The sequence below is a fragment of the Catelliglobosispora koreensis DSM 44566 genome, from assembly GCF_000379685.1.
Classification (GTDB): domain Bacteria; phylum Actinomycetota; class Actinomycetes; order Mycobacteriales; family Micromonosporaceae; genus Catelliglobosispora; species Catelliglobosispora koreensis.
Map to the genome: position 1 here is coordinate 403,711 of NZ_KB903249.1, position 13,375 is coordinate 417,085.

General features: G+C 64.5%; 14 protein-coding genes. 5 read left to right on the forward strand and 9 right to left on the reverse strand.

The genetic code is table 11. The features are described 5' to 3' along the window. The first annotated feature begins 115 nt into the window (after window positions 1-115). Both A3E1_RS38415 and A3E1_RS38420 read left to right on the forward strand, forming a co-directional pair. Window positions 116-2,032, forward strand: a complete 1,917-nt coding sequence (locus tag A3E1_RS38415; RefSeq protein WP_051104765.1) for a M14 family zinc carboxypeptidase — start codon at window positions 116-118, stop codon at window positions 2,030-2,032. Between the two features lie 22 nt (window positions 2,033-2,054). Next, window positions 2,055-2,684 carry a pentapeptide repeat-containing protein gene (locus A3E1_RS38420; protein WP_020519055.1) on the forward strand — a complete coding sequence of 210 codons (630 nt, stop codon included), beginning with the start codon at window positions 2,055-2,057 and terminating at the stop codon, window positions 2,682-2,684. On the opposite strand, the gene A3E1_RS0101900 is transcribed toward A3E1_RS38420, so the two are convergent. Next, the gene (locus tag A3E1_RS0101900; protein WP_026207993.1) at window positions 2,643-3,041 is read right to left on the reverse strand and encodes a VOC family protein; all 399 of its coding nucleotides are present in this window, start codon (window positions 3,039-3,041) and stop codon (window positions 2,643-2,645) included. The two genes, A3E1_RS38420 and A3E1_RS0101900, sit on opposite strands and share 42 nt — an antisense overlap. Window positions 3,042-3,058: 17 nt before the next feature. On the opposite strand from A3E1_RS0101900, the gene A3E1_RS45835 reads away from it, so the two are divergent. After that, entirely contained in the window at window positions 3,059-3,721 is a 663-nt protein-coding gene (locus A3E1_RS45835; RefSeq protein WP_051104766.1) for a class I SAM-dependent methyltransferase, read from the forward strand. Beyond that, a complete protein-coding gene (locus tag A3E1_RS38430; RefSeq protein WP_157631255.1) occupies window positions 3,705-4,553 on the forward strand; it encodes an SMP-30/gluconolactonase/LRE family protein in 849 nt (282 codons plus the stop codon). The genes A3E1_RS45835 and A3E1_RS38430 overlap by 17 nt, the downstream gene beginning before the upstream one ends. A gap of 142 nt (window positions 4,554-4,695) precedes the next feature. Here the strand turns inward: A3E1_RS38430 and A3E1_RS46600 are convergent, their stop codons facing one another. The 3 genes from A3E1_RS46600 to A3E1_RS0101925 are packed head-to-tail and all read right to left on the reverse strand — an operon-like array spanning window position 4,696 to window position 6,929. Beyond that, window positions 4,696-5,238, reverse strand: a complete 543-nt coding sequence (locus A3E1_RS46600; protein ID WP_211215840.1) for an HNH endonuclease signature motif containing protein — start codon at window positions 5,236-5,238, stop codon at window positions 4,696-4,698. Then, window positions 5,220-5,939: a 13E12 repeat family protein gene (locus A3E1_RS38435; RefSeq protein ID WP_157631256.1), complete on the reverse strand. Its 720-nt coding sequence runs from the start codon at window positions 5,937-5,939 to the stop codon at window positions 5,220-5,222. Before A3E1_RS38435 ends, A3E1_RS46600 begins: the two co-directional genes overlap by 19 nt. 54 nt (window positions 5,940-5,993) lie before the next feature. Then, the gene (locus A3E1_RS0101925) at window positions 5,994-6,929 is read right to left on the reverse strand and encodes a DUF2157 domain-containing protein (RefSeq protein ID WP_020519060.1); all 936 of its coding nucleotides are present in this window, start codon (window positions 6,927-6,929) and stop codon (window positions 5,994-5,996) included. Window positions 6,930-7,137: 208 nt separating this feature from the next. Between A3E1_RS0101925 and A3E1_RS38440 the strand changes: the two genes are divergently transcribed. Further along, complete coding sequence (locus A3E1_RS38440) at window positions 7,138-8,694, forward strand: peroxidase family protein (protein ID WP_157631257.1); 1,557 nt, start codon at window positions 7,138-7,140, stop codon at window positions 8,692-8,694. A 44-nt stretch (window positions 8,695-8,738) separates the two neighbouring features. On the opposite strand, the gene A3E1_RS0101935 is transcribed toward A3E1_RS38440, so the two are convergent. From A3E1_RS0101935 to A3E1_RS0101955, 5 genes are read right to left on the reverse strand one after another with little or no spacing between them, the layout of a single operon-like run. Then, entirely contained in the window at window positions 8,739-9,791 is a 1,053-nt protein-coding gene (locus tag A3E1_RS0101935; RefSeq protein WP_020519062.1) for a VWA domain-containing protein, read from the reverse strand. Then, complete coding sequence (locus A3E1_RS0101940; protein WP_020519063.1) at window positions 9,791-10,729, reverse strand: VWA domain-containing protein; 939 nt, start codon at window positions 10,727-10,729, stop codon at window positions 9,791-9,793. The genes A3E1_RS0101935 and A3E1_RS0101940 overlap by 1 nt, the downstream gene beginning before the upstream one ends. Then, complete coding sequence (locus tag A3E1_RS0101945) at window positions 10,726-11,616, reverse strand: DUF58 domain-containing protein (RefSeq protein WP_020519064.1); 891 nt, start codon at window positions 11,614-11,616, stop codon at window positions 10,726-10,728. Before A3E1_RS0101945 ends, A3E1_RS0101940 begins: the two co-directional genes overlap by 4 nt. A 2-nt stretch (window positions 11,617-11,618) precedes the next feature. After that, on the reverse strand, window positions 11,619-12,593 hold the full coding sequence (locus tag A3E1_RS0101950) for an AAA family ATPase (protein ID WP_026207994.1): 975 nt from the start codon (window positions 12,591-12,593) through the stop codon (window positions 11,619-11,621). A 10-nt stretch (window positions 12,594-12,603) separates the two neighbouring features. Next, window positions 12,604-13,341 carry a S1C family serine protease gene (locus tag A3E1_RS0101955; protein WP_020519066.1) on the reverse strand — a complete coding sequence of 246 codons (738 nt, stop codon included), beginning with the start codon at window positions 13,339-13,341 and terminating at the stop codon, window positions 12,604-12,606. Window positions 13,342-13,375 lie beyond the last annotated feature (34 nt).

A 13,375-nucleotide genomic window follows, 5' to 3' on the forward strand; every position in this document is an offset into this window, starting at 1 on the left:
GCCTAGCGCTATCTCAAGGCCACGTCCATTCTTGAAGATTTAGATATATTGAAATGACCATGAATTCAATGCTTCCCTGATCGTGCTTCTTCCACACCCCAAGAGGGAGGCTCGCATGCGACGACAAGTCGCGTTAGTAATTACGGCGCTAGCCGTAGGTGCGGCCATGGTTCTGAACGGGCCGGCCACCGGTGCTCCGGTTAATCCAGAAGCGGACCTGGGGACATCAGCCCAGTACCGCGTGATTGGACCCAAGACGTTCGCCGATCGCAACGCTGTGGCCAGAACCGGGGCGGCCATCGACTTCAGCGAGCACGGCGTCCTCCACATCACGGCCACGAAGGCTGAAGCCAAGCAAATTCTGGCTCTGGGCTTCAAGCTGGACCTGGTGCCGCTACCAGAGGTGTCCACATCGGACGTCGTCATCAACGACTTCCCGTCTGCGGACGCGCTGTACCACAACTACGCCGAGACCAACGCCGAACTCAATCAGATCGTCGCCGATCACTCGAACATCGCTCAGCTGTTCAACATCGGCACTTCCTATGAGGGACGCACGATCTACGGCGTGAAGATCTCCGACAACGTCGCGACCGACGAGAACGAGCCGGAGATCTTGTTCAATGCCAACCAGCATGCCCGTGAGCACCTGACGGCGGAGCAGGCGCTGTACTTGGCGAACATCCTGACCAACGAGTACGGGTCGACCACCCAGATCACGAACCTCGTCAACAGCCGCGAGTTCTGGATCATCCCGATGGTCAACCCGGACGGTGTCGAGTACGACATCGCCACCGGCTCGTACCGCAGCTGGCGCAAGAACCGGCAGCCCAACGCCGGATCGTCCAATGTGGGCACCGACCTCAACCGCAACTGGGCCTACCAGTGGGGTTGCTGTGGTGGCTCGTCGGGCAGCACCGGCTCGGAAACCTACCGCGGCCCGTCGGCGTTCTCGGCTCCCGAGACGCAGCGCATCCGCGACTTCGTGCTCTCGCGCCGGGTCGGCGGCGTGCAGCAGATCAAGGTGAACGTCGACATCCACAGCTACTCCGAGTTGATCCTGTGGCCCTACGGCTACAAGACGGCTGACACCGGCTCGGACATGACCGCGGATCAGCGCAACACGTTCGCCACGATCGGCCAGCAGATGGCCAACACCAACAACTACACGCCGGAACAGGCGAGCGATCTGTACATCGCTGATGGTGTGATCATCGACTGGATGTTCAACAACCAGGGCATCTTCTCGTACACGTTCGAGTTGTATCCCGGTCAGTTCGGCGGCGGCGGGTTCTACCCACCCGACGAGCAAATCGCGCCGCAAACGCAGCGCAACCGCTCGGCGTTCCTGATGCTGTCGGAATACGCCGACTGTGTCTACCGGGCGATCGGCAAGGAGTCGCAGTACTGCGGGGCGCCGGGAGCACCGGTCGTCGCCAACCCGGGCAACCAGTCCAGCACCGTCGGCACCGCGGTAACGCTGAACAACAGCGCTTCCGGTGGAACGCCGCCGTACACCTGGTCGGCCACGGGACTGCCCGCCGGGCTGTCGATCAACTCGTCGACCGGTCAGGTCACCGGCACGCCGACGACCGCTGGCACGTCGAACGTGACCATCACGGCGACGGGTGCGGGGCTTTCCGGCTCTGCTTCGTTCACGTGGACGGTCAACGCGGTTGGCGGCACGTGCACCGGCACGAACGCGACCGACGTTTCCATCCCGGACAACACCACCGTGTACAGCAACATCACCATCAGCGGCTGTGCGGGCAACGCGGCCACCAACGCCACGGTCGAGGTGCACATCGTGCACACCTACCGCGGTGACCTGGTGGTCTCGCTCATGGCACCCGATGGCAGCGCCTATGTGCTGCTCAACCGCTCCGGCGGCAGCGCTGACAACATCGACCAGACGTTCACGGTCAACGTTTCCTCCGAGGTCGCCAACGGCACCTGGCGCCTGCGTGTGCAGGACGCCGCCAGCATCGACACCGGATACATCAACTCCTGGACGCTGAACCTGCGGCCATAGCGCATCTTGGTAGGGTCGGCTGATGCCGGCCCTACCTCGTCTTCCCGCCGTTCTCGAACCCGCCGAATCGCTGGAGTCCGCTTACCGGGCCTCGTTTTCAGGCGTGTCAGCCGAGCCGGTGGTCGAGGAATGGGCGCCGGAACAATGCCGCTTCGAGAAGGCCTCATTCTCAGGAACCCACTTTGAGGGTACGACGATAGTCGACTGCGTGATCGTGGAAAGCGATCTCGCCAACGCGGTGTTCACGTCCTCCGGGATGCGCCGCGTGAGCGTGACGGGGTCCCGGCTGACCGGCCTGACGTTCGCCGGCGGCATGGTCCGGGACGTGACGTTCACTTCGTCCAAAATGGATCTGGTCAACTTCCGCGCGTCGGTGTTCAAGGACGTCGCGTTCGCCGATTGCGAGCTAACCAAAGCCGACTTCGCGGGAGCCGATCTGCGCGGGGCGGTGTTCACCGACTGCACGCTCACGGCGGCGCAATTCAGCAACGCCAAGCTATCCGGCGCGCGGTTCGCGCGGTGTGCCCTGGACGGGATCGGCGGGCTAGCCAGCTTCGCTGGTGCTCAAGTGCTGCCCGCCGATCTGCACGCGTTAACGGAACTGATGGCCTCAGCCCTCGGTATCCAGCTCCTCAAAGATGGTGAGCTGTAACCCGGCCGGGCCCTCTAGCCGGGCGTTGAGAGAGTTCCACGGGGTCACGGTCGGCTCGGCGATGACCTCGGCGCGATCGCGCAGCGTGTCTGTCACGGCTTGCGTATCATCCACCTCGAACGCGACCCGGATGTGCCCCGCGACGCGGCGCCCGACCTCTACCTTGTCGATGTATTCCGCGTGCTTGCGGTCAGTGATCTCCAGCGTCGCCCGCCCGGCGTCGAGGATGGTGACGTGGCCACCCTCGGCCTGAAACGCACCCTCTTCGGTCAGGCCCAGCACGTCGCGGTAGAACCGCAACGCCTCCTCGTAGTCGTCAGCGGTTACCACAAGACGCAGCTGCCTTACTCCACTCATGCCACTATCCTGCCTGAGTGATCTACTCGAACGCTCGCCTGGCCCGCGCGTACGCAGTGGACCGTCCACCGATCCACGCCCTGGCCCTCGCGTCGGTGGCCATGCCACACGTTGAGCTGGCGCTCGACATCGGCTGCGGAGCTGGGCTTTCGGCCCACGCCCTGCTTCCCTACGCGTCGCATGTCATCGGTGTCGACCCTGCGCCCACGATGCTCGCCGCAGCCCGGCCAGCGGACCGGCTGAGTTTGCTCGTCGCGCGGGCGGAGGCGCTTCCGTTTCCGGACAACAGTTTTGGACTTGTTACCGCGGCAGGATCACTCAACTACGCTGACCGTTCCGTCGCCGTTCCGGAGATCTTGCGCGTGCTCCAGCCCGGCGGAACGTTCGTCGTCTACGACTTCAGCTGCGCGTCGCTGCCGTCGTGGTGGACGGCTTTCGAGGAGCGTTACCCGTCCGCGCCCGGTTACGAGATGGACCGTCTGCCGGAGCTGTCTTATGTGGACGTGAACGTGACTCACCCGATGACGTTAGAAGAATTCGTGCGCTACGCGATGAGCGAGACAGACACCGTAGAAGGAGTGGAAGAGTGGTGCCGGGAAACGCTCCGTCCGGTAATCGGGTCGTCGCCGCTAGAGGTTTCATTTTCAGGGTATGTTGCTTCCCGTGTCTTCGGTAGTTGAGATCTTCGATCCGCGCCGATGCGAGATCGGTGAAGGGCCGCACTACGACGAGCGCACCGGCCGGGTCTGGTGGGTGGATATCCTTGGCTGCCAAGTGCTTTGGCGGGCCCCAGCGGAGGCGCAGGCCGGATCGCTGCCGGTGCCACGGCAGGTGGGCGCGGTCGTGCCGGCCAGCTCAGGCCGCTTGATCGTGTGTTTACCTGAGGGACCGTCGCTTCTGGACCCGGTGGACGGCCGGATGCGTTCGCTCGCGCGTTACCCCGATGCGTCTGAGCTGCTGCGTTCCAACGACGCCAAGGCCGACGCGGCTGGCCGCTTGTGGCTGGGCACGATGGGCTACGACTACACGAACCGCATCGGGCGGCTTTACCGGCTGGACGCGGGCGGCCTGACCGTCGTGCTTGACGATGTTGGCATCAGCAACGGGCTCGGGTGGTCACCCAACGGTGAGCTGATGTATTACGTCGACACCACCCTGCCGCGAGTGGACGTCTTCGATTTCACCGAGGACGGTTCGCTGGCCAACCGGCGCGTGTTCACGACCGTCGAGCGCGGCAAACCCGATGGGCTGTGCGTGGACTCCGACGGCGGCGTATGGGTCGCATTGTGGGGCGGAGGCGCGGTGCATCGGTACCGTCCGGATGGGACGCTCGATCAGGTCGTTGAGGTGCCGACGCCACTGGTGTCCTCGTGCGCGTTCGCGGGTCCCGACTACCGCACTCTGATCATCACGACCGCCGCTCGTGGTTCGCTGGACCCTGCGGCCGGGGTGACTTACGCCTACTATCCGGCCGGTGTTCACGGCATGCGCGCCCACGTCTTCGCCGGCTGAGCTCACTTTCAGGTGCCCATCTGCTGCCGGCGGGCTGGATGTGCAATCGCTGCGGCCATCACACGCCTGCGCATGGCAATAAGCGTGGCGACAGCGCGCCGGTAGGCACGGTCGGCTTCATGGCTCCTCTGCTTCACCAAGTTTAAGGTGGGTCGGGTGCGACGTCGTAGGTCCGTCCGCGTGGGCTGGTCCAGGTGAAGTGGCCGGGCGTGTTTTGGTGGAGCTGCCAGCCGCCAAAGTCCTTGGCGTGATGATGGTATTCGCACAACGCTGCCAGATTGCCGTGCCGTGTTGGGCCACCGTCGGCATGGCGTATCGTGTGGTCGATTTGGCATCGGACCGCGGGCATGCGGCAGCCAGGTGCCCGGCACGTCCTGTCCCGCAACCGAATCCAGCGGGTGAGCGCGGCATTGGCGAACCGGTCTGCTGGATTCTGCGCCGGTGGCCGGGCGCGGGTGAGGCCTTGCAGGAGAAGCGAACCGTCGCTAGCGCGAACGGCGAACTGCCATTGACTGTGGTGGTGCGTTTGGACGATCTGGCGGGCGATGTCTGCCGCGACTGGGCCGTAGCCGCTGAGTTTGCCGGGGTTATCGTCAAGCCCAGCAAGGGTTTCCACGGTAACCTCAAGCTGCATGACCCCGGCTGGCGCGCTGGCATGCTTGCCCTCTAACAGTTCCAGAAACACATCGGCACGAATCTGCTCCAGCGTTCTGCCGGAGCCGGAGCCGGAGCCGGAGCAAGCGCAGGCGTCAACGCCGTTGCGATAGCCAATGCCGGCGCAAGCGCAAGTGTCGTCGCGAGTGCCTGTGCTGGTGTCAGTGCCGGTGGCGTGGCGTGGCGGGCTCGGGCGATGGCGCCGATGCGCGCGAATGCTGCCGTGGCACGGGCGGCGTCGAGGCCGAAGGCAGTCAACGCGGCGGTGCCGTCGTCGGCGGCGTGGAGCTGAACCGAGCGCATCGCTTCCGCTTGTTTGCGCCGCGTGGTGACGTAGGCCGGGTCGGCCGCTAAAGCTTTGCGCCGCAGCAGATCTCTCAGCTGCCCGGTCGTCTTCTGTGGAGCGACCGGAAGCACATCAGAAGCGATCTGCCGGGCGGTCTCAAGCTCCAGCGCCGACAGTGCCTCCACGAACACACGCGCACGCGGGAGGTCAATGTCGGCATTAGACAGTGCGGCGAGCACGTCAGGCAGCCGCTCGCAAAGCTCTGTAGCCAGCCGAACCTGGTTCTCGGCGGCGAACCGCGTCAGGCTGAGCAAACACGCCAGCTCCATTGGCGCGAACTGCGCCACTGGCGCCTGACGGCTCATCTCGTGGATCAGGGCGAGCTGACGGCCCAAAGCGGCAGAAGCGACGCGTCCTTCCGCGACAATCAGCTCACCCACATCCACAACAAAACTCTAGAACACAAGTACGACAACAACACTGCGGCTTCGCGCAACCAATCAGCGCTTGCGTAGCTGCATGCCGAACGCGCTGCCGGTCAGCAGCACGATTCCGGCGATTAGCAGGATGACCGCTGGGCTTAGCCCGCCGTTGGTGAGGTCGTAAACCCACTCGGGAACGGCGAGGGTGAGCCCGGCGACGCCGCCCACGAGCATGACCATCGACCGGCTCCAGCGGAACAACGCGAAGCAGATCGCCGATACCGCAAGGGTGAGCACGTAGGCCAAGACGTCTAGCCGTCCGTCCGCGAGCGGATATTGCGCTCCGGTGATCGCCAGCACGCCACCTGCCACCAAAGCGAGTGGCTTGGGCCTGAGCCAGCCGAGGAAACCCGCGGCTGTCCAAAGCGCGCCGGCGGCCAGGAGCACGAGCGCGGTTGGCAGAACGTGACGCTCGCCGAAGTCGTTCAGCAAGGTGAAGGCAGCCCCGCCGGTGAAGAAGGCGCCGATGACGATCCCGAGAGCGCTGGAGCGAAGCGCAAGCGCGGCAAGGGAAACAACAAGCCCGGCGGTCATCGCCCATTGCCCGTCGTTGCCCGCAGGAGAGGGGACTTCGGCGGCGAACGCGGCTGGGATGGCCGCTAACGCGAGCAAAGCGCCTGCCGCCCGGCCACGGGCGCCCACAGCCTTGCGGATGCCTTGATCTGCCGTGAGGAAGAACGCCGCCGCGATGAAGACGGCCGATATGCCAAGCAGCAGGACGACTTTGAAGCTGTCGCTCAATGTCTCCCACTGCGTGCCCAGGAACAAGGCGGCGCCTGCCAGCATCAAAGCGCCACCGGCATAGGCGGCAGCCTCGACTAGCCAGCCGGCTTTGGCGGGCTTACTGAGTACCCCCTCGAATTCTTGCCGGACGGCCTGGGCTTGCGCGGCCGTGAGCTGACCGCTGGCCACGAGCCGCGCGAGTGCGGCTTCATGTTCGTCTTGAAGTGGCATGTACCCATGATGTTGGTTAAACGGGCGCTCATGACAGAGGCGCGATACTCAATCTTGGACTAGGCAGATACTCAGATCTGTGCCATACTCCCGAGCCCATCTATGAATGGATATTCATTCATGGAACACTCCCGCCAAAGGCTTGCGCGTGAGCATGGAAGGAAGTATCAGCCGCGCAACGCCTACCATCACCCCTTGGAGGCCAATGATGGCCAGAAAGCTAAGCCGGCGTGCGTTCGCCGTCGGCGCCAGCGCGGGAGTCGCGGGCGCTGTGATCCTGAGCGACGTCGAAGCGCTAGGCGCGCACCATGAAGGGCCGGTCGTCGAAGCCGTGCCTGACCCCAGGTTCAGCCGGATGTTTACGCTTCCCGCCTTCGCGAACCCCACCTCGCCGGCGGTCAAAAGCGCGATGAACGACATCGGCAAACTGGGCGGCGTCCTGGACGCGAAAGACCCATTGCAAGAGGGCCCCATCCGGCTGATCACCAACCCGGAACTGAGCCCCAACAACCGTGACAACGCGGTGACCAACATGACCGCCGGGACGACGTTCCTCGGCCAGTTCATCGACCACGATGTCACCTTCGACGCCTCGTCGCCCCTGGGCGTTGTCGCCGAGCCAACGGCCACAACGAATACGCGCGACGCACGGCTCGATCTCGACACGGTGTATGGCGGCGGTCCCACGGTCAGCCCACAGCTCTACAGCTCCTCCGACCGGGCGAAGTTCCGGATCGAGAGCGGCGGACTGTTCGAGGACCTGCCCCGCACCTCCAACCGGACCGCGATCATCGCTGATCCGCGCAACGACGAGAACCTCATCATCTCCGGGCTACAGGCCGCGTTTCTGCTGGCACATAACAGAACCGTGGACTACCGGCGGCTGGCAGGGCTTCCCGGCGACGTGTGGTTCTATTCGCGGCGTACGGTGATTCACCACTACCAGTGGATTGTGGTGCATGAGTTCCTGCCGCAAGTGTGCGGTCAGCCGCTAGTGGACGACATTCTCAGGAACGGATTGCGCTGGTACCGGTTCAGCCGCCCCACCATGCCAGTGGAGTTCCAAACCGGAGCGTTCCGGATGGGCCATTCGCTGGTACGCCCGTCCTACCGGGCCAATCTCGCCGGCGACCGTGACGCGACGGGTGCTCCCGCGCCCTTCTTCGGATTCGTCTTCGACCTGGCCGGTGAGAATCAGGCCGACCCGGTGGACCTGCGTGGCAGAGCCCGCGCACGGCGCAGATTCATTGGCTGGCAGACGTTCTTCGACTTCGGCGGAGATCAGACCCAGCACGTGCGGCCGAACAAACGGCTTGATACCAGCATTTCAACGCCGCTGTTCAAACTGCCGCTGCAAGCGATCGCGAGCGGGGACCCGCCCATCTCACTGCCACAGCGAAATCTGTTGCGGCACTTGACGTGGTCAATGCCCTCCGGACAGCGCATCGCCGCGCACACCGGCTCACCGGTCCTGGGGTCCAGCAACTTCCCGGAGCTGCGCTCCTACGGGCTGGGGCTGGATGCCAGTACCCCGCTTTGGTATTACATCCTGAAAGAGGCGTCCGTGTTCCACGACGGCTTGCGCCTCGGCCCTGTCGGCGGGCGGATCGTGGCGGAGACGCTGATCGGCCTGTTGTCAAAGGATGAATACTCCATCCTCAACACCGGATTCAAGCCGTCACTGCCAAGCCAGACCCCTGGAACCTTCAAGATGACCGACCTCTTGCGATGGGCCCGGGTCGACCCGGCCAGTCGCGGTCAGTGAAGTGATTCCCTGACTGGGGGACGCGCAAGACCTGTGTTCCCCAGTCAGGCCCGGTTCCACCAAAGCGATAGTCCTATCGCGACCATCACCAATAGTGCGCCGGGCAACACGAACCACGAAGTGATTTCCATGTCTCGCTTCTGGAACTCCAGCTTGCCCGGCAAGCCAGCGAGCACATCGGCGAGCTGCCCCGCGTCCTGCGCCCGGAAATACTCACCGCCGGTTACTTTGGCGACCTCGGTTAGCGAGGCTTCGTCGAGTTGCAGGTAGCGTCGCATGTTTCCACCATTGGGCGGACCGGCATTGCCCCGGCCATCGCCGCGAAAACCCGCGCCAGCACCCATTTGCTCGGCTGTGCAGACCATCTGGCCCGGCTGAGCGGTGCCGAAGCCGATGGTGAAGACCCGGATCCGGCGTGCGGCGGCTTCTTCGGCGGCCAATGCTGGTGGCACGCCTTGGGTGTTGGCCCCATCCGTGAGCACAACAATGATGTCAGGCTGGTATCCCTCAATAGGCTCGGTCGCTGGCAGCTCCGCTGAAGTCGGTGCCACATCGGGATTAGTTTCCGCGATGGCGTCGATCGACGTCAGGATCGCCAGGCCAATCGCCGTGCCACGGAATGTTTTGAGGTTGTCGATCGCGGTCAGCAGCTTCTTGCGGTCGTTCGTGGGCTCAACGAGCAGCCCTGCCACGCCAGAAAAGCCAACGAGCCCGATACGAATGTCACCCTGTTGTTCCTCAACGAATTTACGGGCGGCTTCGCTGGCCGCCGTCAGCCGGTTGGGCTCGACGTCGGTGGAACACATCGACAGCGAGATGTCGATGGCGAGCAGAATCGACGTCGAGCTCGATGGCACCGCGACGGAGGCCTGCGGCCGGGCGATGCCCACGCTGAGAACCGCCAGCCCGGTGACGAACAGGATCACGGGAATCCTTCTGCGCCAGAGGGACCGGCCGGGCAACGCTTTGACGATCAGCGCCACGCTCGGCAGCCGGACGGTGTTGCGCCGGCGCCGCCGTCTCATCCACCACCACACGGCTATCAGCAGGGGAGCGGCTAAGAGCGCGGCCAGCCCCAAGGGCCAACTAAGCGACATCAGACGATCCTTCCGTGCGAGCGAATCATCAGCAGCCCGCCGATGGTCAGCAGGAGGAGGGCCGCACCGGCGAAGAAGGCGGTCAGTTCCATCTCCTCCGGGCGCGCGGTGAGCCGAAGATCAATCGATCGCGTGACTTCGGCGAGTGCTTCGGTGTCCGAAGCCTGGTGATAGCTGCCACCCGTGGTGTCGGCGATCAGGGCCAGCAGCTCTTCGTTCAGGGCTGTGGCGACCTGATAACCATCGACTTCGACCGTGGCACCTTGGGCCGTTCCAATCCCGACAGTCTGAATGCGTACGCCAGCGTCGGCCGCTCGCAGCGCGGCCTCTTCCGCGTCAGGCCCGCCCGTGTCTTCTCCATCGGAGAACAGCACGATCGTGGCCGACCGCCAGTAGCCGATGTCCTCGGGTTCCAGCGTCACCGTCTTGCCGCTGATCGCCGTCATCGCCGCGAGGATCGCCTGGCCGAGTGAGGTGCCGCCGTTGGTCTTGAGCCGCTTGACCGCGTTGAGCGCTTGATTGTGGTCCTTGGACGGTTCCAAAGTGGTCAGTGCCGCCTGGCTGAACATGACGACGCCGATGTCGACCGTGGCCGGCTGTGCCTTCACAAAAGCTTCCGCGGCGGCCTGTGCGGCGACGAGACGATTCGGCTTGAGATCGTCGGCGGCCATGCTGTTGGACACGTCGAACACGAGGATCACCGTGCCGGCCGCCCGCGGAATGCTCACCGTCGCCTCTGGCCGGGCCAGTCCAACCAGCAGTAGCGGAATGGCCGCCAGCAAGAAGACGTACGGCACGTGCCGTCGCCAAGTGCTCGCGGGTAACAGGGCGGAAGGCGTCGCGGCGCGGCGATTGCGCCATAGCTTGACGTAGAAGGTAACCGCGACAGTGGTGAGCACGAACGCGGCGATCAGCATGACCGGGCTCTGGAAACTCATCGGCGCCTCCTGCGCGATGCGCGGACCAGGCCGATGAGCGCTTGGGCCAAATCCTGATCGGTGGTGATCCGGTGCGAGGTCACGCCAGCGCGGTTCATGGTTTCCGACAGGCCGAGTTCCCGGGCTTCGACTTCGAGGCTTAGCCGTTGCCGCAGCAGCGGATCGCTGGTGTCCACGGTGATTTGCTCGCCTGTCTCGGCGTCTTCGATGACGATGAGACCGAGGTCGGGCAGCTCAAGCTCCACGGGGTCGACGACGCGCACCATCACGACCTCGTGGCGCTGGGCGAGCATGCCGAGCGCGCGGTCCCAGCCGTGGTCACCAATGAGATCCGAGATGACGAAGATGAGGCACCGTGAGCGGGCCGTTTTCGAGGCCAGCCGCAGCATCGCGGCCAGGTCGGTGGTTGTTCCGCGGGCCGACGCGGGTGGCGGTTTCGTCAGCTCGTGGGTCAGCCGCAGGATCTGCCGCCGTCCCGTGCGCGGTGGGATGACTTGCTGCTTTTCGTTGTCGTAGAGAATCGCGCCGACCCGGTTGCCCCGCTGCGACAGCAATCGCGCCAGGCAAACCGACAGTTCGTTGAGGACGGAGTCCTTGCCGCTTTCGCTGGCACTGCTGAATCGCATGGAGGCGGACCGGTCGAGCACGAGCCAGGCGGTCAGGTCACGGTCCTCTGTGTACTGGCGGACGTAAGGCTCATCAAGACGTGCCGTCACATTCCAGTCGATGTGGCGGACGTCGTCTTCGGGGGTGTAACCGCGCAGATCGGTGAAGTCGATCCCGGCCCCGCGCCACACCGTGCGGTAGGAACCTTGCAACTGCCCGTCGAGGCGCCGCAACACCTGCCACTCCAAGCGTCTCAGCAGCCGGTCGGTGGCGGTGGTCATGCTCAGCGTCCCTGCAGGGCGAGCTCTGGCACCGGCAGCGCCGCGAGGATCTGGCGCAGGATGGTGTCAGCGCTAACGTCGTCGGACAAAGCCTCGTAGGACAGCACGAGCCGGTGCCGCAAGATGTCGAGCGCGAGATCGGTGACGTCCTGCGGCAGGGCGTAGTCGCGCCCGCGAATGAACGCCAGAGCACGGGCGGCCAGCACCATGTTGATCGACGCACGAGGACTCGCCCCGAACGCGATGTAGCGCGACAGCTGTCCTAAACCGGCGATCGTGGGCTGGCGGGTGGCGTTGGTGAGGCGCACGGCGTACTCAATGAGGGAGGGGTCGACGTAGACCTGATCGGCCTGACGCTGAAGGGCGACAAGCTGTTCGGGGTTCATGACGGACTGGATCACCGGTGCCGGGCTGATGGCGCGGTCGACGATGACGAACTCTTCGGTCGGGCTTGGGTAGCCGACGATGACCTTCATCATGAACCGGTCGACCTGTGCTTCAGGCAGCGGATAGGTGCCTTCGGATTCGATCGGGTTCTGCGTGGCCATGACGAGGAACGGCTCCGGAACGTGGTGTGTCTCGCGGCCGATCGTGACCTGGTGCTCCTGCATGACTTCCAGCAGGGCGCTTTGGACCTTGGCCGGTGCCCGGTTGATTTCGTCGGCGAGCAGAAGGTTGGTGAACACCGGGCCGAGCGAGACCTGGAACTCGCCGCTGGGCTGGTGATAGATGCGTGTTCCGATGAGGTCGGCGGGCACCAGGTCGGGCGTGAACTGCACGCGGTGGAACTGTCCACCTAGGACCTCGGCGAGCGATTTGACCGCGAGCGTCTTGGCCAGGCCTGGCACACCCTCGACCAGGATGTGCCCGCGCGCGAGCAAGGCGACCAAAAGCCGCTCCAGCAGGGCATCCTGGCCCACGATGGTCTTCTTGACCTCATAGAGCATCTGCTCGACGGCGGTCGCTGGTGCAGTCATGAGTCCGTCCTCAAAGTTGCGGTTGCTGGTCATCACCGGCTCCGAGAGCGGCACCGATCGGCACAGCGAAACCAATTCCAATGAACGTGTCCGCATCGGTCGGGTTGGCCAGGGCCACCACGATCCCGATGGTCTGCCCTCTGGCGTTGACCAGTGGGCCGCCTGAGCTGCCAGGATTGACCGCGGCATCAAACTGGATGAGTCCCGTGAGCTGCCCGCCATCGCTGCCGACGGTGCGGTCCAATCCGGAGACCACGCCGGCTGTCGTGCTGTTGTGCAAGCTCAGCTGATTGCCGATGGCGACCACATCGTCGCCAATGGACACTCGCCCGCCCAGCACCGCCGGCACCACGAGCTGTGGCAGCGTGACCGGCGTGAGCACGGCGATATCAATAGAAGGGTCGGCGGCCGCGATCTCGGCCGCCGATTTCGTCCCGTCAGCGAAGGTCAGCTCGATCTCGCTGGCTCCTTTGATCACGTGATAGGCGGTCAAGACGGCGCCATCGGCGTTGACGATCAAGCCTGTGCCGGTCGCGGACTGGCCCGCACGGATGAAGACGACAGAAGGGGACAGGGTCTCGTAGATGTCGTTTACCGTGAGTGCCTCGGCAGCTGTGGGTGAAGGACTGGGCCGGGTGACCGGGGCCGGAGCAGGCTGGCCCCAGCGAAAGGCGATCACCGCGATGGTGATCGCCAACGCCGCGGCGATGGCTCCAGCAAGGACAGCGCGCCGGGGGAAGCTCCGCATCTACCCAGGCTATTACCGAATCCTATGAATTTCT